The 18,748-nt window shown below is 73.5% G+C and carries 12 protein-coding genes, 1 pseudogene and 1 riboswitch; of the genes and pseudogenes, 3 read left to right on the top strand and 10 right to left on the bottom strand.

The genetic code is table 11. The features are described 5' to 3' along the window. Window positions 1-77: 77 nt before the first annotated feature. From DFP74_RS33860 to DFP74_RS11885, 9 genes and pseudogenes are all read right to left on the bottom strand, one after another. A pseudogene (locus tag DFP74_RS33860) lies at window positions 78-1,571 on the bottom strand (cobyric acid synthase); the annotation flags it as partial. Beyond that, window positions 1,532-2,257, bottom strand: coding sequence for a precorrin-6A synthase (deacetylating) (gene cobF, locus DFP74_RS11920; protein WP_121188195.1), 726 nt, complete (start codon window positions 2,255-2,257; stop codon window positions 1,532-1,534). The gene cobF and the pseudogene DFP74_RS33860, both read right to left, overlap by 40 nt. After that, a complete protein-coding gene (gene cobN / locus DFP74_RS11915; RefSeq protein ID WP_121181757.1) occupies window positions 2,254-5,844 on the bottom strand; it encodes a cobaltochelatase subunit CobN in 3,591 nt (1,196 codons plus the stop codon). Before cobN ends, cobF begins: the two co-directional genes overlap by 4 nt. 28 nt (window positions 5,845-5,872) lie before the next feature. Further along, the gene (gene iscB, locus DFP74_RS11910) at window positions 5,873-7,177 is read right to left on the bottom strand and encodes an RNA-guided endonuclease IscB (RefSeq protein WP_121181756.1); all 1,305 of its coding nucleotides are present in this window, start codon (window positions 7,175-7,177) and stop codon (window positions 5,873-5,875) included. A 511-nt stretch (window positions 7,178-7,688) separates the two neighbouring features. Then, window positions 7,689-8,534, bottom strand: coding sequence for an ABC transporter ATP-binding protein (locus tag DFP74_RS11905; protein ID WP_121181755.1), 846 nt, complete (start codon window positions 8,532-8,534; stop codon window positions 7,689-7,691). Then, a complete protein-coding gene (locus DFP74_RS11900) occupies window positions 8,531-9,547 on the bottom strand; it encodes an iron ABC transporter permease (protein WP_121181754.1) in 1,017 nt (338 codons plus the stop codon). The genes DFP74_RS11905 and DFP74_RS11900 overlap by 4 nt, the downstream gene beginning before the upstream one ends. After that, window positions 9,544-10,575, bottom strand: coding sequence for an ABC transporter substrate-binding protein (locus tag DFP74_RS11895; protein ID WP_121181753.1), 1,032 nt, complete (start codon window positions 10,573-10,575; stop codon window positions 9,544-9,546). Before DFP74_RS11895 ends, DFP74_RS11900 begins: the two co-directional genes overlap by 4 nt. A 60-nt stretch (window positions 10,576-10,635) precedes the next feature. Next, window positions 10,636-10,850: riboswitch (cobalamin riboswitch) on the bottom strand. 93 nt (window positions 10,851-10,943) lie between these two features. Continuing rightward, the gene (locus tag DFP74_RS11890) at window positions 10,944-11,429 is read right to left on the bottom strand and encodes an excalibur calcium-binding domain-containing protein (RefSeq protein ID WP_199725616.1); all 486 of its coding nucleotides are present in this window, start codon (window positions 11,427-11,429) and stop codon (window positions 10,944-10,946) included. Window positions 11,430-11,535: 106 nt separating this feature from the next. Next, window positions 11,536-13,014: an MFS transporter gene (locus DFP74_RS11885; protein ID WP_121181752.1), complete on the bottom strand. Its 1,479-nt coding sequence runs from the start codon at window positions 13,012-13,014 to the stop codon at window positions 11,536-11,538. A 162-nt stretch (window positions 13,015-13,176) separates the two neighbouring features. Between DFP74_RS11885 and DFP74_RS11880 the strand changes: the two genes are divergently transcribed. The 3 genes from DFP74_RS11880 to DFP74_RS11870 all read left to right on the top strand — a co-directional run bounded on the left by DFP74_RS11880 (window position 13,177) and on the right by DFP74_RS11870 (window position 15,748). Further along, window positions 13,177-13,845: a TetR family transcriptional regulator gene (locus DFP74_RS11880; RefSeq protein WP_121181751.1), complete on the top strand. Its 669-nt coding sequence runs from the start codon at window positions 13,177-13,179 to the stop codon at window positions 13,843-13,845. A 108-nt stretch (window positions 13,846-13,953) separates the two neighbouring features. After that, on the top strand, window positions 13,954-14,322 hold the full coding sequence (locus DFP74_RS11875) for a VOC family protein (RefSeq protein ID WP_121181750.1): 369 nt from the start codon (window positions 13,954-13,956) through the stop codon (window positions 14,320-14,322). A 166-nt stretch (window positions 14,323-14,488) separates the two neighbouring features. Beyond that, entirely contained in the window at window positions 14,489-15,748 is a 1,260-nt protein-coding gene (locus DFP74_RS11870) for an FAD-binding protein (RefSeq protein ID WP_121181749.1), read from the top strand. Window positions 15,749-15,781: 33 nt separating this feature from the next. On the opposite strand, the gene DFP74_RS11865 is transcribed toward DFP74_RS11870, so the two are convergent. Continuing rightward, window positions 15,782-18,739, bottom strand: a complete 2,958-nt coding sequence (locus DFP74_RS11865; protein WP_121181748.1) for a DEAD/DEAH box helicase family protein — start codon at window positions 18,737-18,739, stop codon at window positions 15,782-15,784. Window positions 18,740-18,748 lie beyond the last annotated feature (9 nt).

The raw sequence follows: 18,748 nt of genomic DNA, 5'->3' as shown, positions 1-18,748 counted from the left end.
GACGACTGCGCCGAAGGCGTCCCTTGAGGGTGTCCCACCCCACCGCGCAGCGGCCCCGGGGCGGTGGCGGGTGACGGGCGGGCACCGCCCGGGGCGAGCGACGGCAGGTGCGCGGGAGCGCCCTCGCGGGCGAGGGTGAGCAGAGCGTCGACGTCGACGTGCTCCTCCACGAGGTCGGCGAGCAGGTCCAGACGGCGTTCACGGGCGTCGGCGAAGCGCGTTCCCGACGGTTCGAGGCCCAGGGTCTCGGCGAGGAAGGCCGAACGGAAGGCGTCGCCCTCCAGACTGCCGTGCCACATCGTGCCGAAGACGTTGCCCTCCCGGACCAGGAACTCCTCCGGGGTGACCCGTCCATGGTGGATCTCGTAGCCGTGCGCCGGCGCGCCCAGCCCGGTGCCGGTCGGTAGCCGCAGGGTCTTCTCGGCCGTGAAGTCGGTCCGGACGTCGAGCAGGCCCAGTCCGTCCGCGCGCGTGGGCTCGGCCTCGATCCCGTCCGGGTCGGCGATCACGCGCCCGAGCATCTGGAAGCCGCCGCAGATACCGAGCACGGGCCGCCCGCGGCGGGCGTGCTCGGTGATCGCCCGGTCCAGGCCCCGGGAGCGCAGCCAGGCCAGGTCGGCGAGGGTGGACCGGGTTCCGGGCAGCACGACCAGGTCGGCGTCGGCGAGGTCGCGCGGACCGGAGGCGAAGACGACGTCGAGCCCGGGCTCCAGGCCGAGGGCGTCCACGTCGGTGAAGTTGCTGATCCGGGGCAGCCGCACGACCGCCACGCGGCGTCCGGTGCCCGGGGAGCGCCGCCCCTCCAGGTCGAGGGCGTCCTCCGAGTCGAGCCAGAGCCCGGGATCCCACGGCAGGGTGCCGTACACCCGGCGGCCGGTGAGCCGTTCGAGGTCGGCCAGGCCGGGCGCGAGCAGGCCGATGTCCCCGCGGAACTTGTTGACCACGAAGCCCGCGACGAGTGCCTGGTCGGCGGGTTCCAGCAGGCCCACCGTTCCGTAGAACGCCGCGAACACGCCACCGCGGTCGATGTCGCCGACCACCAGGACGGGCAGGTCCGCGTGGCGGGCCAGGCCCATGTTGACGTAGTCGCCCGCGCGGAGGTTGATCTCGGCCGGGCTGCCCGCGCCTTCGGCGACGACGAGGTCGTAGCGGCCGGCCAGGTCGTCGAAGGCGGCGTGCGCGGCCTCGGCGAGGTGGCGGCGCCCTTCCTCCCAGTTCGCGGAGGAGACGTCTCCGGCGGGATGGCCGAGCAGGACGACGTGGCTGCGCCGGTCGGTGCCCGGTTTCAGCAGGACGGGGTTCATCGCGGGCTCCGGGGTGGCGCGGGCGGCCACCGCCTGCACCCACTGAGCGCGGCCGATCTCCGCCATGCGGCTGTCGGGGCCCTCGCAGACCATGGAGTTGTTCGACATGTTCTGCGCCTTGTACGGCGCCACCCGCAGGCCGCGGCGCGCGAACGCCCTGCACAGGGCGGTGGTCACGACGCTCTTGCCCGCGTCGGACGTGGTCCCGGCGACCAGCAGCCCCGCCCTCACCCGGTCCTCCGTAGCAGCGCGGTGTCCATCACCCATCCGGCGCGCTCGCGGGCGCGGGCCCGGGCCGCCTCGATGGCGGGGAGCACGTCGCCGACCCGGCCGGCCACCAGTTCCTCGGTGTCGGTGCCCAGGTTGGCGCCCCACCACACCGACCACTGCTCCAGGCCCTCGAATCCGGGCCTGCCGCCGAGCATGACGACGATGTTGTCCTGCCCGGCCGCGACGGCCTCGGGCAGTCGGCGCGCCGGGGTGACGTGCACCGGGCGTCCCACCTCGTGCAGGACGACGCGGTGCCGCGCGGCCAGGAGCTGGGGCGCGGCGACACCGGGGAGCACGTCGTACTCCACCGGGACGACGCCGCGCGCGGCGATCCGCTCCACGATCCGCAGTGTGGAGTCGTACAGGGACGGATCGCCCCAGACCAGGAACGCCGCCGTGCCCCCGCGCGCGCCGAGCACCTCCTCGTAGGCCGCGACCCGGGCCTCGTGCCAGGAGCCGACGGCCGCCGGGTAGTCCGCCGGGTCGTTGCGGTCGCGTTCGGGGTCGGGCACGGCGACCAGCGGCACCCCGTGGGCGTCGCAGACCGCCCGGCGCAGGGCGAGCAGCCCGTCGTCGTCGCGCTTGCGCGCGGCCACCGAGTAGTCGCAGCCGCGCAGGGCCTCGGCGACCTCACTGGTGAGGTGCCGCGGCCCCATCCCGATGCCCAGGATCCGCACCCTCATTCGGCCCGGTCCTCCAGGTCGCCCTCGACCTCCAGGTAGACCTCCGTGAGGGCGTCGAGCGTGGCCTGGTCCGGTTCGGCCCACAGCCCGCGCCGGGCGGCCTCGTGCAGCCGCTCGACGATGCCGTGCAGCGCCCACGGGTTCGACCGGCGCAGGAACGCCTGGGTCTCCTCGTCCATCACGTACTCGGCCGCGAGCTTCTCGTACATCCAGTCGTGGACGACCCCGGCCGTGGCGTCGAAGCCGAAGAGGTAGTCGACGGTGGCGGCCAGCTCGAACGCGCCCTTGTAGCCGTGGCGGCGCATCGCGGAGATCCAGCGCGGGTTGACCACCCGCGCCCGGAACACGCGGGCGGTCTCCTCGGTGAGGGTGCGGGTGCGGATCGCGTCGGGCGAGGTGGAGTCGCCGACGTAGGCACGGGGGTCGGTGCCGGTCAGGGCGCGGACGGTGGCGATCATGCCGCCGTGGTACTGGAAGTAGTCGTCGGAGTCGGCGATGTCGTGCTCGGCGCTGTCGACGTTCTTCGCGGCGACCTTGATCCGGCGGTAGTTGGCGCGCATGTCGTCGGCGGCGGGGGCGCCGTCGAGGCCGCGCCCGTAGGCGAAGCCGCCCCAGGCCGTGTAGACCTCGGCGAGGTCGTTGTCGTCGCGCCAGGTGCCGGACTCCACGAGTTGGAGGATGCCCGCGCCGTAGGAGCCCGGCGCGGAGCCGAACACCCGGGTGGTGGCGCGGCGGTGGTCGCCGTGCTCCTCCAGGTCGGCGCGGGTGTGGGCGCGCACGAAGTTCTGGTCCTCGGGCTCGTCGAGGTCGGCGACCAGGCGCACGGCGTCGTCCAGCATCGCGACGACGTGGGGAAAGGCGTCCCGGAAGAAGCCGGAGATGCGGACGGTGACGTCCACGCGCGGGCGGCCCAGCTCCTCCAGCGGGACCACGTCGAGCTTGGCGACCCGGCGCGAGGCCTCGTCCCACTCCGGGCGGACGCCGAGCAGCGCCAGGACCTCGGCGATGTCGTCGCCGGACGTGCGCATCGCCGAGGTGCCCCACACCGACAGGCCCACCGACTCCGGGTAGGTGCCGGTCTCCTCCAGGTGGCGGCGCAGCAGGGAGTCGGCCATCGCCTGACCGGTCTGCCAGGCGAGCCGGGAGGGGACGGCGCGGGGGTCGACGGTGTAGAAGTTGCGGCCGGTCGGGAGCACGTTGACCAGGCCGCGCAGCGGGGACCCGGAGGGGCCCGCCGGGACGAAGCCGCCGGTCAGGGCGTGGACGGTGTGGTCGAGTTCGTCGGTGGTGCGGCCCAGCCGGGGCACCACCTGGGTGGCGGCGAACTCCAGGACGGCGCGCACCTCGGGGTCGTCGTGCAGACCGGCCGCGGCGGCCGGGTCCCAGTCCGCGGCCTCCATCCGTTCGACGAGGGCGCGGGCGGCGGCCTCCACCTCGTCGACCTCGCGGGCCGGCGCGTCCTCCTTGAGGCCGAGCGCGGACCGCAGCCCGGGCACCGCGGCCCCCACACCTCCCCAGACCTGGGCGGCGCGCAGGACGGCCAGGACCAGGTTGACCCGGGCCTCGCCGGCCGGGGCCTCGCCGAGGACGTGCAGGCCGTCGCGGATCTGCGCGTCCTTGATCTCGCACAGCCAGCCGTCGACGTGGAGCAGGAAGTCGTCGAACTCCTCGTCGTCGGGGCGCTCCTCCAGGCCCAGGTCGCGGTGCAGCTCCGCCGCGCGCATCAGGGCCCAGATCTCGCCGCGGACCGCGGGCAGCTTGGCCGGGTCCATGGCCGCGATGTTGGCGTGCTCGTCGAGCAGTTGCTCCAAGCGCGCGATGTCGCCGTAGCTCTCCGCGCGGGCCATCGGCGGGATGAGGTGGTCGATGACCGTGGCGTGGGCGCGGCGCTTGGCCTGGGCGCCCTCGCCCGGGTCGTTGACCAGGAACGGGTAGACGAGCGGCAGGCCGCCGAGCACGGCGTCGGTGGCGCAGGACGCCGACAGGGCGGCGTTCTTCCCGGGCAGCCACTCCAGGGAACCGTGCTTGCCCAGGTGCACGACGGCGTGGGCGCCGAAGCCGTGCTCCAGCCAGCGGTAGGCGGCCAGGTAGTGGTGGCTCGGCGGCAGGTCGGGGTCGTGGTAGATCGCGATGGGGTTCTCGCCGAAGCCGCGCGGCGGCTGGACGAGGACGACGACGTTGCCGGCGCGCAGCGCGGCGAGGACGAGTTCGCCCTCGTCGTTGACGTACAGGCGGCCCGGAGCGGGCCCCCACGCCTCGGTCATCGCGTCCTTCAGGGGCGCGGGCAGGTCCGCGGTCCAGGCGGCGTACTGCTCGGGCGTGATCCGGACCTGGGCGTCGGTCAGTTGGACGGAGGTCAGCCAGTCCTCGTCCTGGCCGCCCGCCGCGATCAGGGCGTGGATCAGCGCGTCGCCGGCCTCGGTGTCGTCGGCCAGGTCGAGTCCGGGCAGGTCGCCGGGCTCGCCGAGGTCGTGGCCCTCGTCGCGCAGCCGGCGCAGCAGGCGCACCAGCGAACGGGGGGTGTCGAGGCCGACGGCGTTGCCGATGCGGGAGTGCTTGGTGGGGTAGGCCGACAGCACGACCGCGATCCGCTTCTCCGCGGGGGGCACGTGCCGCAGCCGGGCGTGGGCGACCGCGATCCCGGCCAGGCGGGTGCAGCGCTCCGGATCGGCGACGTACCGGGGCAGGCCGTCGCGGTCGATCTCCTTGAAGGAGAACGGCACGGTGATGATCCGGCCGTCGAACTCCGGGATGGCGATCTGGCTCGCCGAGTCGAGCGGGGTGACGCCGTCGTCGGAGGCCTCCCATTCGGCGCGCGAGCTGGTCAGGCACAGCCCCTGGAGCACGGGGACGTCCAGAGCCGCCATCCGCTCCACGTCCCACGCCTCGTCGTCGCCGCCGGCGGACGCGGAGGCGGGCACGCTGCCGCCGGCCGCCAGGACGGTGACGATCAGGACGTCGAACGCGCGGAGCGCGTCGTAGAGCTCGTCGGGCGCCGAGCGCAGCGACCCGGCGAAGACGGGCACGCCCACGGCCTGCCCGGTCGCGTCGACGGCGTCGGCCAGGGCGTGCGCGAACGCGGTGTTGCCGCCGGCCTCGTGCGCCCGGTAGTAGAGGATGCCGACCCGGGGCAGCGACGCGTCGTCCGGCACGGCCCGCTCGGCGAGGCCCCACTGCGGGACGGGCGCGGGCGGGTCGAAGCCCTCGCCGGTCAGCAGCACGGTGTCGGACAGGAAGGCGTGCAGCCGTCCGAGGTTGGCGGGCCCGCCCTGGGCGAGGTAGCGGTGGGCGTCGGCCGCCAGGCCGATGGGGACGGTGGAGTGCTCCATCAGTTCGGCGCTGGGCTGCTGTTCCCCGCTGAGCACGACCAGGGGCGTGCCCCGCTCGCGGACGGCGGCCAGGCCCGGCCACAGGTCGTGCGGTGAGCCGAGCAGGCGCACCACCACGAGGTCGGCGCCCTCGACGGCGCCGGTGAGCTCGGTGTCGGAGGCGCGGGACGGATTGGCCCACGCGTAGTCGGCGCCGCTGGCGCGCGCGGAGAGCAGGTCGGTGTCGGACGTGGACAGCAGAGCGATCCGTACCGTCATCAGATTCTTGGAGCGCGTACCCAGGCCCTCAGGCCGGGGAAGGAGCCCCTGCCTCCTTCTTCATGGTGTAGGCGTAGCCGTCGGCCCGCTGCAGGAGCCTCAGGTTCTTGTACGACGTACTGACCGGACCGCACACGGTGGTGACGGTGTGCCTGCCGGTCGAACGCACCGCCACCCTTCCGGTGTGGGTCCCGACCCACTTGCCTTTCGGGACCACGGCACGGACCAGGTCGCCGGTGGCGAAACCGAAGAAGTGCTTGGTTCGGGGCAGCCCCAAACGGGGGAAGCCGTTCCTGTCGGGGCGGGTCCTGGCGTAGGAGCCGCGCCCAGAGCATCCCACGGCCAGGATCATGCCAACGGTCTCGGTGATCGTGTCGACCTTGCCGACAGCCACGGCGTCGAGAGTGTGGGACTTGGGCAGCCGGTTGCGGATACGGTTCCACTTCGTCCGCCCACCCGAGCCGACATGGGTGGGGATACGGGCATCGAGAGCCCGCCACAGCGCCCACCGGGTGGCGTTGGCAGCGGCGGCGTTCCGCATCGGGGCCTTGGTCCGCGCCCTGATCTGGGCGAGGGTTTTCGGGTTGGTGACGAACTCCTCCATGGGGCGGTTGCCCTTGGTCTGGTTGCAGCCGATGCAGGCAGGCACCAGGTTGGAGACCCGGTCCGAGCCGCCCCGAGAACGAGGGCGGACGTGGTCGATATTGAGCGGTACACCGGTGGTACCGCAGTAGGCGCAGGTACGGTCGAACTTGGCCAGCAGGTACTCGCGAACCTCGTAACCGCGCAACGTGCCCTGCTGGTACTCGGCCCCCTCCAACGGTCGCCCGGCCGAGAGAGCGTGGGTGTCGAACGCCACCCGCTCCACATGGACCGCCCGCACGGGCGCCCACCGGCACAGCCGGTCCACCCACGAAACCGGGGTCTCCACCCGGTGCCGCAGGCTGGGCGCCGGCCACCCTGTGGGGCGGGTGCGGTTGTCGAACCGGGGCGGTCGGTAGCGCAGGTTCGCCGACCGGCGGCGCCTGCGGTAGCCGGACCGCTGGGCGAGCTTCTTACGGATCTGGGATCCCCGGTGGTCGAGCTGGACCGCGTACCGGCCCCGGCGTTCTCCTGCTTGCTGGGTGAACACGACGATGCCGGTGTGCTTGGAACCGGGATCGATCCCGACCTCGACTCCGTCGACCTCGGAGTCGGCGGCGGTGCGGTCCTTGAGCCGGATCACGAACGGGGTGCGGCGGTGGACAACAGCGCGTCCTCTGGCCAGGAGTTGGCGGGCCCTTGCGGGCGGGCAGGATTGCAGGGGTGTGCCGTGTCTGTCGAGGACGAACACGAACGGGTGGACCTGTTCAACGGTGTGGGCCTCACGGCCCTGCTCCCCGGCCCCAAAGGGCTCGGGGGTGACGCCGGAACCGCCAGGTGAGGCGGTACCGGTCTCCCCTCGACCATGTCCCGGACCGGGTACCACACCGCCGGTGTGGTCTCCGCGCCCCGTTTCGTTCCCGACCCGGGGAGTGTCTGCTGGCGCGGATTCCAGAGCAGGCCGCTGAGGAAGCACGGCCTGGTGGGTCTTCAGCCCTGTACGGAACGTAGCCATCAAGGTCACCTCACTTCTGGGTGATGGCTGGGTCTGGTAACGGCGGCGCTCAACCCCACGGGTTGAAAGCCCCCGCCTTCCGGCGGGAGATCCCGTTACGGCCGGAATCCTCCCTCGGGGGTTCTCGCCCCGTCGGCGGTCGGATTGCTCGTAGCTGGTGTCTGGCGCATCCCCCAGGGGACTTACAGTGGCGGAACCACCTCGGAACCGCATCGGGTTCCTGCACGCCGAGCAAGAGTCTCCCATCTCAGTCGGACACTTCCCTGCCTGTTCCAGCGGGGGCGCGCAGGAAGCGGATGACCGGATGCCCCTGGCCCGCGTCGACCTCGGCGCGCACGCCGTAGACCTCCCCGATGAGGGACGGGGTCAGCACCGCGTCCGGTGTGCCCCCGGCCACGACCAGCCCGCCACGCAGCACCACGAGCCGGTCGCAGTACATGGCGGCCAGGTTGAGGTCGTGCATGGCGATCACGGTGGTGACCGGCAGTCCCGCGACCAGTTCCATCAGGTCGAGCTGGTACTGGATGTCGAGATGGTTGGTCGGCTCGTCGAGCAGCAGCTCCGTCGGCTCCTGCGCCAGGGCGCGGGCGATCTGGGCGCGCTGGCGCTCCCCGCCCGAGAGCGTGTGCCAGGACCGGTCGGCCAGCTCCGCCAGACCGGCGCGGTCCAGGGCCGCCGACACGGCGTCCAGGTCGGCGGCGGACATGGGCGTCCAGGCGCGACGGTGCGGGATCCGGCCCAGGGCCACGACGTCGCGGACCGTCAGTTCGGTCTGAGTGTGCGCGTTCTGCTCGACGGCGGCCACGCGCCGCGCCGCCGCCCGGCGCGCGGTCCGCACGAGCGGGTGCCCGTCCAGGGTGACCACGCCCGCGGAGGGCGCGAGGACGCCGCAGAGCAGTCGCAGCAGCGTCGACTTCCCGGAGCCGTTGGGGCCGAGCAGGCCGATGGTCTCCCCGGCGCGGGGGGCGAGGGTGACGCCGTCGAGGATCAGCCGGCCGCCGATGAGCCGGCTCACGCGTTCGGCGCGCAGCCCCGCCTCCGGGTGGCCCGCCGGGGCGGCGCGGTCGGCCACGGCCGGTTCGGAGTCGGTCATGTCGTCCTCCTGACTCGGTACAGCACGGCGATGAAGACGGGCACGCCGATGAGCGAGGTCATCACGCCCACCGGGATCTCCTTGGGGTCCAGGAGGGTGCGCGCCGCGGTGTCCACCCACACGAGGAAGACGGCGCCGGCGAGCGCCGTCACGGGCAGCAGCCGCGCGTGGCCCGACCCGGTGAGCGCGCGGGCGGCGTGCGGCAGGACCAGTCCCACGAAGCCGATCGCCCCGGCCGAGCTGACCAGGGCCGCGGTGAGCAGGGCGGTGACGGTCAGGAGCAGCAGGCGGACCCGGGCCACCCGCACGCCCAGGCTCGCCGCGGCCTCCTCGCCGAAGGCGAAGGCGTCCAGGGTGGTGGTGTGCGCCGAGCAGACGGCGAGCGCCACGACCAGCACCGCCGCGCACAGGGCCACGTCCGTCCATCCGGCGCCGCTGAGCGAGCCCAGCAGCCAGAACAGCACGCCCCGGGTCGTCTCGGCGTCCGCGAAGGTGAGCACGATGAAGGAGGTCAGCGCCCCGAACAGCTGCATGGCCGCGATCCCCGACAGCACCACCCGGTCCATGGTCGGTCCGAGGGTCTGGGCCAGCACGACCACCATCGCGAAGGAGAGCACGGCCCCGGCGAAGGCACCGACCGACAGCGACACCACGCCGCCGCCCCATCCGAGCACGATCACGAGCACCGCCCCGGTGGAGGCGCCCGAGGACACCCCCAGCACGAAGGGGTCGGCCAGCGGGTTGCGCAGCAGGGACTGCATGACGGCGCCGCACAGCGCGAGCCCGGCGCCGCACACCGCGGCCAGCAGGGTGCGGGGCATCCGCAGGTTCCACACGATGCCCTCGCGCAGGGGCGTGAGGCCGCTGTCGCCCAGCCCCAGCCGCGCGGCCGCCGAGCGCCAGACGTCGGCCGTGGTGATGTCCGCGGGACCGATGGTCACGGCGACCGCGACCGAGGCCGCGAGGACGGCGAGTCCGCCGAGGGTGAGCAGCGCCGAACGCGCCGCGCTCACTGGGTGAACCCGAGGTCCCGCAGACCGGCGGCGACGTGCTCGATCCCCTCGACCGTGCGGATCGAGGGATTCATGGCCTGGCCGCTGAGCAGGATGTACCGGCCCTCCCGGACCGCGGTGAGGTTGCGGGTGGCCGGGTCGGACTCCAGGAACTCGATCTTGGCCTCGGCGGACTCCGCCGTCTGGGCCTCGCGGGTCAGGTCGCCGAGCACGATGACGTCGGGGTCGCGGTCGGCCACGGTCTCCCAGTTGATCTGCGGCCACTCGTCGTGGGTGTCGTCGAACGCGTTCTGCGCACCGACCGCCCGCGTGATGGCGCCGGGGGCGCCGCAGCACCCGGCGAGGTAGGGCGACCGCGAGTCGGAGAACCAGTACATGAGGGAGGTGTCGGAGGCGTCCAGGTCCGCGGTCGCCGCGTCCACGCGCCCCTCCAGCTCGGCGACGAGCGCGTCTCCGCGCTCCTCGACCCCGAAGACGCGCGCGAGGTCGTGGATCTCGCCGTAGACCGCGTCGAGGGTGAGGGGTTCGCTGCGGGAGCCGTCGCCCCCGCTCTCGTTGTCCTTGCCGGTGCCGCAGTCGGTCGGGGAGACGTAGGTGGGCACGCCCAGTTCCTCGAACTGTTCGCGGGTGGCGACGCCGCCGGTGCCGAGCGTGGAGACGAAGGAGGCGGTCACGAAGTCCGGTTCGGCGTCGAGCACCGCCTCGAAGGAGGGGTTGTCGTCGGCGAGCCGGGGGACGCCCTCGTTGGCCTCCTCCAGGCCCTCCATGATCGGGTCGGTCCAGGTGGCCGTGCCGACGACGCGGTCCTCCAGGCCGAGGGAGAGCAGGATCTCGGTGGTGCCCTGGTTGAGGGAGACCACGCGTTCGGGCGGGGCCTGGACACTCACCTCGTGCCCGCAGTTGTCGATCGTCGTGGTGTCGCCGGAGCCGGAGCCAGCCGCCTGTTCGCCCGCGGACGGGCCGCAGGCGGTCAGGAGGAGGGACGGCGCGAGGAGGAGGGCGAGGGGCCGGAGCGCGGAACGCAGCATGGGGTATGCCTTGGATGTCGGGGCTCGAACGCGGAGCCTGGCATGGAGTCGCCCCCGCGCACTCGACGCGGAGGGGCCAGCAGGTCTTCGGACTCGGGTTCCTCCGGACGGGATGCCTTCCCAGGTCGGTTCCGTGTCGACTCCGTGGTCGCCGCGGCCTCGCCCCAGTGGCGCAAAGTACCCCGCCCGTCCCCCTCACCGCTGCGCGTCAGTTCCGGATTCGCACCGGATTCCCTGACCACTGGTGTGGCACGACTGGCTCCGGCAGGGTACCAAGGCGCCGTCGCGCCGACACGCCTGGATCCCGTGCCGCCGCGGCCGCGGCCCGAGGGCTTCGTGGCCCCGAGCCGCCCGGGCCGCCGGTGGATCTACTCGCAGCCGACGCCGTCGCCGTCGCGGTCCAGGTGGGCGCCGTAGCCCGGGTCGCCCTCGCGGACCGGGGCCGCCCCCGCGGCACGGGCGGCGGTGCAGTTGTCGTAGTACGTGCTCGCGCCCCCGCCGTCGGAGCCGCCACCGGTGCCGGATCCCCCTCCCGTGGTCTCCGGCTCGGCCGTGACGGTCTCCGTCTCGGTGACCGTCACCTCCACTTCCACCTCCACCTCCTCGGTCGCCGCGACCGTCTCCGTGGCGAGGGTCTCGGCCTCCTCGGTCACCCGCTCGGTGACGGTGACCGTGGCGACCGCGGACGGGGCGCCGCCGCCCGAGCCCTCGGAGAGCATCGACACGCAGCCGGTGAACAGCACCAGCAGGACGCCGACGCCGAGGCAGCCGGCACAGCCGACGCCGACGATCTGGGACGGGGTCATGCCGGTACGCGGCCGCTGGGCGTTGAACTGGGGCGGGAAGTTCGTCATCGCATGATCCGTCCGTGGGCTGGGGGTGGACCACGGCGGAGCGGACGCCCTGGGAGCAGAGACGCTACTCCCCCGCGCGCCCGGCCGCTACGGGCGGAGGTCCCGGTCAGACGCCCGCGGCGGCTTCCTTCTCCCTGCCGTCCCCGGCCGGCGCCGAGTCCTCGGTCGCCGCACGGCGGCCGGGGATGAACGCGGCGACGACCAGCGCGACCACCGCGGCGCCGCCCGCGACGGCCAGGACCGTGCGGAAGGCCTCCGGGGAGGGCACCGCGGTGCCGGCGAAGGGGACGGTCATGTGCGCCAGGAGGACCCCCGCGACCGCGCTGGAGACCGAGGTGCCCACCGCCCGCATCAGGGTGTTGAGGCTGTTGGCCGCCGCCGTCTGGGAGACCGGGACCGCCGCCATGATCAGCGCGGGCATGGCGCCGTAGGCGAGTCCGATCCCGGCGCCGATCGTGCTCGACACGATGACCAGCTGCCACGGCGCGGCCGTGAGCACGGTGGCCAGGCCGTAGCCGACCGCGACGACCACGGCTCCGGCCATGAGGGTCGTCCGGGGGCCGGCCGCCCGCGAGAGCCGTGAGGACACCGGCGCCATGGCCATCATGACCAGCCCGGACGGCGCCATCACCAGACCGACCTGGAACAGGCCCTGGCCCAGGCCGTAGCCGGTGGCCTCGGGAAGCTGGAGGATCTGCGGCAGGACCAGCGACATCGCGAACATCGAGAAGCCGAACACCAGGGACGCGGCGTTGGTCATGAGCACCTGGGGCCGGGCGGTGACGCGCAGGTCGACCAGCGGGCGCGGGCTGCGCAGTTCCCACGCGCCCCACGCGAACAGCACGACGACCGCGGCGGCGAACAGGCCCAGGATCGTGGGGCTGGTCCACCCCCAGTCGGCTCCCTTGGACACGCCCAGCAGCAGGCACACCAGGGCCGCCGACAGTCCGAGCGCACCGACGAGGTCGAACCGCCCGCCGCTGCGGACCGAGGACTCAGGGACGGCGACCAGGACCAGCACCGTGGCGACCGCGCCGACGGCGGCCGCCGCCCAGAAGAGCATGTGCCAGTCGGCGTACTCGACGAGCAGGGCCGACGCGGGCAGGCCGAGGGCGCCGCCCACGCCCAGCGACGCGCTCATCGCCGCGGTCGCCGAGCCGAGCCGCTCGGCCGGGACGGTGTCGCGCATGACGCTGATGCCCAGCGGGATCACGCCCGCGGCCAGCCCCTGCAGCGCGCGGGCGACCACCATGGGCATCAGGCTCGAGCTCAGCGCCGCCAGGACCGATCCCGCGATGAGCAGGCCCAGGCTGACCAGCAGCACGCGGCGCTTGCCGTACATGTCACCGAGCCGGCCGGCCACGGGGGTCGCCACCGCACCGGCGAGGAGGGTGGCGGTGACGACCCAGGCGGCCTGCGCGGCGGAGGTGCCCAGGAGTTCGGGCAGACGGGGGACGATCGGGATGATCACGGTCTGCATCAGGGAGACGGTGATGCCGGCGAACGCCAGGACGGCGATGACCGCCGTCGGTTTGGACGCGGCGGGCGCGGTCGGCGCGCCGTCGGCTCCGTTGGCCTGGGACATGTGCGGCCTTCCGTGACGGTGGGCGAATGAGTGGGCCTGTTTTAATTCAAGCGCTTGACTTACTTTAGACTCATGGCCGGACCGAAGCGACGCCCGCCGAGGGTGAGGAACGCCATGGGCCACGCCGCCGACCGGCGGCCCGGAACACGCGTGGATAGGATGATGACCGTGCCCGCCGCCGTCTCCCGGAGCGATCGCGCCAGCGCCACGCGCGAGGCCATCCTCAACGCCGCCGAACGCCTCTTCGCCGAAGAGGGGCTCTTCGCCGTCTCCAACCGCCGGGTGAGCGAGGCCGCCGGACAGGGCAACAACGCCGCCGTCGGGTACCACTTCGGCACCAAGACCGACCTCGTCCGGGCCATCGCCCACAGGCACAACGGGCCCATCGAGCGGACCCGCGCGCGCATGGTCGCCGAGGTGGGCGAGACCGACGACACCCGGGCCTGGCTGGCCTGCATGGTCCGCCCGGTGACCGACCACCTGGCCGACCTCGGCCGGCCCACCTGGTTCGCGCGCTTCAGCGTGCAGGCCATGGCCGATCCCGGGTACCACCGGCTGATGGCGGAGGAGTCGCTGTCCTCGTCGTCGCTGCGCCGCGCCCTGCACGGACTCCAGGCGAGCACTCCGCACCTGACGCGGGAGGTCGGCGAGGAGCGCCGCGAGATGTTCCGGCACCTGGTCCTCAACGTCTGCGCCGTCCGCGAGCGCGAACTCGCCGAGGGCGAGCCCACCCGGTGGCCGACGTGGGACGACACGGCGACCGGTCTGATCGATGCCCTGTACGGGCTGATGACGGCCCCCATGACCCCGATCGGCACGATCCGCCGCTAGGCCCTGTTTTCTGCGGCGTTCCGGGCCCGCGGCCCGAAAGCCCGCAGAGGGACACGCCCCAGGCCGTGGTTCCTTCCCGGGCCGGCCCGACCGTGGCATCCTGCCCCCATGATCGGATACCTGCGCGCTGTCGCCATCGACTGCCCGGACCCAGAGGCTCTCGCCGGGTTCTACTCCGAACTCCTGGGCCTGCCCATCATCGAGCGCTCGGGCGGCTGGGTGGTGATCGCCGGCGACGACCTGCCCCGGGTCGCCTTCCAGTCGGTCCCGGACCACCGTCCGCCCGCCTGGCCCGACCCGGAACGGCCCCAGCAGATGCACTTCGACGTGTGGGTGGACGACATCGACAGCGCCGAGGCCCGCGTCCTGGAGCTCGGCGCCACCCTGCTGGAACGGGTCGAGGACGACCCGGACAACCTCTTCCGTGTGTACGCCGACCCGGCGGGCCACCCGTTCTGCCTGGAGTTCGCCGAGTGACGGCGAGGGCGTGCGCGATGTCGCGCGCCCGAGTATGTGAGCGCTCACACTAGCGGGACCCCGGGTGTCGCCCCGGTCACGTCCGACGGCTATCCTCCCGAAGGCCGTCCCCCCGCGGCGGCGCCTCGGGAACCGGGACACGACACCTCTCTCCTTCGGAGGGCTCATGCCCACGCCGCACGCACCGCTCCGCAACTGGGCCGGGAACGTCACCTTCGCCAGTCCGCGGGTGCACCGTCCCACCACCGTCGACGAGCTGCGCCGACTCGTCCGGGACGCCGCCCGCATCCGCGCCCTCGGCAGCGGCCACTCCTTCAACCTCGTCGCCGACTCCGACCACGACCTGGTCCGGATGGACGGCCTGCCCGTGGTGACGGAGGTCGACCCGGCCGCCTCCACCGTCACCGTCTCCGGCGGCCTGCGCTACGCCGACCTGGCCGTCGCCCTGCACCGCGAGGGCTACGCGCTGGCCAACCTGGCCTCGCTGCCGCACATCTCCGTCGCGGGCTCCTGCGCGACCGGCACCCACGGGTCCGGTGACGGGCAGCGCTGCCTGTCCGCCGCCGTACGCGCCCTGGAACTCGTCGGCCCGGACGGCGAAGCCCGGTGGCTGGGCCGCGACACCCATCCGGACGTCTTCCCCGGAGCCGTGGTCGCCCTCGGCGCGCTCGGCGTGGTCACCCGGCTCACGCTGGAGATCGAGCCCGCCTACGAGATGACCCAGTGGGTGCGGGTCGGGGTGCCACTGGACGAGGTGGCCGACCGGCTGGACGACGTGTTCGGCGCCGCCACCAGCGTCAGCCTCTTCACGGACTGGCACGCCGGTGAGGGCGACGTGTGGCTCAAGAACCGCACCGACCGGCCGGAGGGCGGCTGGCTCGGCGGGCGGGCCGCGTCCGGGCCGATGCACCCCGTCCCGGGCATGCCGCCCGAGCCCAGCACCGAGCAGATGGGCACCGTCGGCTCCTGGTTCGAGCGCCTGCCGCACTTCCGGCCCGAACTCCCCCCGAGCGCGGGCGACGAACTGCAGTCCGAGCTCTACCTACCGCGGGAGGCCGCCCCGGCCGCCTTCGCCGCGCTGCGGGGCATCGGGCACCTGATCGCCCCGGCGCTGCACATCTCGGAGGTGCGCACGATCCGCGCCGACGACCTGTGGCTGAGCCCCGCGTACGGCCGGGACACCGTCGCCTTCCACTTCACCTGGCGCAAGGACCCGGCGACCGTGCTGCCCGTCCTCTCCGCCGTGGAGGACCTGCTCGTCCCCCTGGGGGCGCGGCCGCACTGGGGCAAGCTGACCGCGCTGGCCCCCGCGGACGTGATCCGCGGCTACGAGCGCGGCCCGGACTTCGCCCGCCTGGCCCAGGAGCTCGACCCGGACGGAAAGTTCCGCAACGCCTTCACCGACGCCCTCTTCCCCCGGGTGTGAGGCGCGCGGCTTCTCCGTGGTCTCCCGCCGACGTCAACTCCAGATGAGCCCGAACCCTGTGGTCACCTCGGCGGGCATCTCCTGGTACTCGGTCAGAGCGTCACCGGCCTCGATCGTGAGCAGGTAGAGGAGGGGTTCCGGGCTCACCCACCTGTTCCAGGCCCTCTCGAAGTCCTGGGGCGGCCCCTTCAACCGGCGCTCGAACACGTGGGGAACCGCGTGGTAGACCCTCCGGTTCGGCGCGGCGTCGCCCCGGGCCTGGGCACGGGCCCACTCGCGCTCCTCCCGCGCCGAGCCGGGAACGGGCAGCTCGTGACGGATCGCCAGATACCAGCGGTTGAGTCCGGCTGCCATGAACCGCTCGTTGGCCACGACCGGGTTGAGCACCTCCTCCAAGGCCACGGCGAACTTCTCGGCGGCCTCGGGCCCCGCGCCGGTCAGAGTGCACTGGTGCACACCCGCCGTGTCCACATGGACCCGAACCCCCTCGGACCCCACCTCGGAGTGTCCGGCATACCTGAGCGCGTCGGCGACGGCGCACGCGAACCTGTCGATCCCGATGGGTTCCCTGGCCTGTTCCAGCAGGTGCCGGGCTTGGCGTACCCGCGCCATGCGCCGGGCTCCGGCCGCCACCAGCTCTGAGGCCGCCAGGCAGAGCAGAGCCATCAGCACCCCGGCCTGCAACGGGCCGAGGGACACCCCCAACACGAAGCCGACGACCACCGAAAGCGACCGGACCACCACGGTGGCGTGCGTCGGGGTGGTCTCCGAGTCTCCGGGAGGCGTCGCCCCGCGCACCGCGCCCGCGGCGGCGGGAAGCACGGCGGGCGGCGAGCCGAGCGCGGGGACCTCAGCGCCCGCGGAGACGCCACCGTGCGTGCGAGCCCCACCATGCGCGGAGGCCCCGCCGGGCGCGAGGACCCCGCCGTGTCCGGAGGGCGCCTGCCTCTCCCAGACCCGCAGCGCGGCGGTCAGCGTGTCGTCGTACGGCTCCCCCAGCCGCCACTGCTCGCGCGTCTCCTCGCGGGCCCCCGCCCGGATGAGCATGCGCGCGTTGATCGCGTCCGCCTCCCCTTCCGGCGGCGGTTCGTACGGGGAGAGGCGGGCGTCGACGTGCGCCACCCCGCTCACCACACCGCCGTCGGTGCCCAGCGCCAGGTAGCCCTCGTGTTTGCGGACGAACCGGTTCCAGTCCGCGTCGCCCTTGGGGTGGTCGTGGCTCACGCACACGACCGTCCACGTGTGCGCGGTCTTCTCCGGCCAGGAGGGGTCCAGTCGCAGGGCCCTGCCCCGGCCCTGCAGGACCGCCGTCGCCGTGGTCGAGGTCGTCAGGTCCACGACCACGTTGATCCCCCGCGCGTCCCACCCCTCGCCGAGGAGCGCCCTGGTCCCGACCAGGACCCGGCAGCCCGCCCAGTCCAGGAAGCGGGTCACCAGCCCGATGCGGGTGCGCGGCGGCCACGTCCCTTCGATGACGTGGAGTCCGTCCACCTCCCGGACGTCCAGGTCGAGGTCGGGGCGCTCGGCTCGGACGAAGCCGACGAGGGCGTCGCTGGTCCACGGGCTGGTCGCCACCGTGCGCCCGGTGATCATGACGGGGTTGAGGAAGGCGGTGCGCGGATCCTCCACGAGCAGGGCCAGTTGGAGCCAGGCCGACCCGGCGTCCTCGGCCAGGACGCCGCGCAGGGCGCGCGGTGTGCGGGCGCGCTCCTGGTCGCACAGGACCAGGGCGCGCAACCGGTCGCCGAGCGCGTCGGACTCGGTGTCCACGATCTCCACGGTCGCCTGGGACTTGGCGGCGCTGCGGGCGAGGACACGGTCGACGGGCGAGGCGGTCGCCCGGATGCCCCGCCGGGTGAGCTGGTACCCGACGGTCGGCAGGGCGGCCCGGATGCTCTGCCGCGCGGCCGTGTTCCGCTCGTTGTCCGGGTCCAGGCAGTGCCGCTCGTAGTCCTTCAGGAGCGCCGCCCAGTCGTCGGCGTCGGGCGGGTGGCGGTGCCGTTCCGAGGGCCGGGCGCCCCTGGGGAGCGCGCAGAGCCCGGCGTGGTGGAGCCGCAGGACCGCGTCGGCCTCCTCGGGTCGTTCGTTCGCCAACCGGTTCCAGTCGGCCTCGTCCTGGCCGGCGGTGAAGCGGTCGACGAACCGCACGTCGATCCACGCGAGGAAGTCGGTCTCGGCGAATCCGGAGGTGAGCAGTTCGGCGCACATCTCCGTGAACCGGAGCCCCTCCTCGGCGAGGTACTCGCGCTCCAGCGCGTTGGGCACGGTGACGTAGGCCAGTTCCGCGAACGGGGCCAGGTAGCCGTCGCGGACGAGCGCAGGGACGGACGCGCCGGTGATCGGCTCTCCGAAGAGGCGCTCGACCAGTTTCTTCTCGGTTCTGGTCAGGCTCGCGGCGGGTGTTCCGGTCAGACCGATGACATGGGCGTCGGGGAGTTCGTCCAGGATCTCGGCGAGGAGGCGCCCCCACACCTGGAGGAGGTGGTGGCACTCGTCGAGCACCACGGTGAGCGGGCCGGCGTCGTGCAGGGCCCTCACCAGCGCCTGGCCGTTGGGGTGCAGGCGGTCGCGGACGGACCCGCTCCCGTCGGTCTCGGCCTCGGGGTCGAAGACGGCGAGCGACTGGTAGGTCAGCACGTTGAGGTCGTCTTCCAGGGCCCGCCCGGTTCCGGCCGTGCCTCCGTCCGGCCGGTCGTAGGCCTCCCAGTGGGTGATCCACTGCCCCTGGATCGCGATGTTGGGGGCGAACACGACGGTGCGGCGGCCGAGGCGGCGGGCGGCCTCCAAGCCGACGAGGGTCTTTCCGGCCCCGGGCGGCAGCACCACCCAGGTACGCCGGTGGCCGTCCGCCCATCGGGAGGCGACCTCGCTCAGCGCGTCGTCCTGGTAGGGCCGGAACTCACCGGGCCACGCGGCCGCGGCGAACACCGATGGTTCCGGGGCCCTCAGCCCCTCCGGGCCGGGCGGTCCCTCGCGGTCCGTGTCGGGCATGCGCCCGAC

The organism is Nocardiopsis sp. Huas11, from assembly GCF_003634495.1.
GTDB lineage: Bacteria > Actinomycetota > Actinomycetes > Streptosporangiales > Streptosporangiaceae > Nocardiopsis.
The sequence above is the reverse complement of the archived record's forward strand: the minus strand, read 5'-3'. Positions and strand labels throughout refer to the sequence as shown.

Excerpts from the sequence above, each read along its gene's own strand:
- cobF (WP_121188195.1), bottom strand. The coding sequence starts at position 2,257 with ATGAGGGTGCGGATCCTGGGCATCGGGATGGGGCCGCGGCACCTCACC.
- cobN (WP_121181757.1), bottom strand. The coding sequence starts at position 5,844 with ATGACGGTACGGATCGCTCTGCTGTCCACGTCCGACACCGACCTGCTC.
- DFP74_RS11905 (WP_121181755.1), bottom strand. The coding sequence starts at position 8,534 with ATGACCGACTCCGAACCGGCCGTGGCCGACCGCGCCGCCCCGGCGGGC.
- DFP74_RS11895 (WP_121181753.1), bottom strand. The coding sequence starts at position 10,575 with ATGCTGCGTTCCGCGCTCCGGCCCCTCGCCCTCCTCCTCGCGCCGTCC.
- DFP74_RS11890 (WP_199725616.1), bottom strand. The coding sequence starts at position 11,429 with ATGACGAACTTCCCGCCCCAGTTCAACGCCCAGCGGCCGCGTACCGGC.
- DFP74_RS11885 (WP_121181752.1), bottom strand. The coding sequence starts at position 13,014 with ATGTCCCAGGCCAACGGAGCCGACGGCGCGCCGACCGCGCCCGCCGCG.
- DFP74_RS11880 (WP_121181751.1), top strand. The coding sequence starts at position 13,177 with ATGACCGTGCCCGCCGCCGTCTCCCGGAGCGATCGCGCCAGCGCCACG.
- DFP74_RS11875 (WP_121181750.1), top strand. The coding sequence starts at position 13,954 with ATGATCGGATACCTGCGCGCTGTCGCCATCGACTGCCCGGACCCAGAG.
- DFP74_RS11870 (WP_121181749.1), top strand. The coding sequence starts at position 14,489 with ATGCCCACGCCGCACGCACCGCTCCGCAACTGGGCCGGGAACGTCACC.
- DFP74_RS11865 (WP_121181748.1), bottom strand. The coding sequence starts at position 18,739 with ATGCCCGACACGGACCGCGAGGGACCGCCCGGCCCGGAGGGGCTGAGG.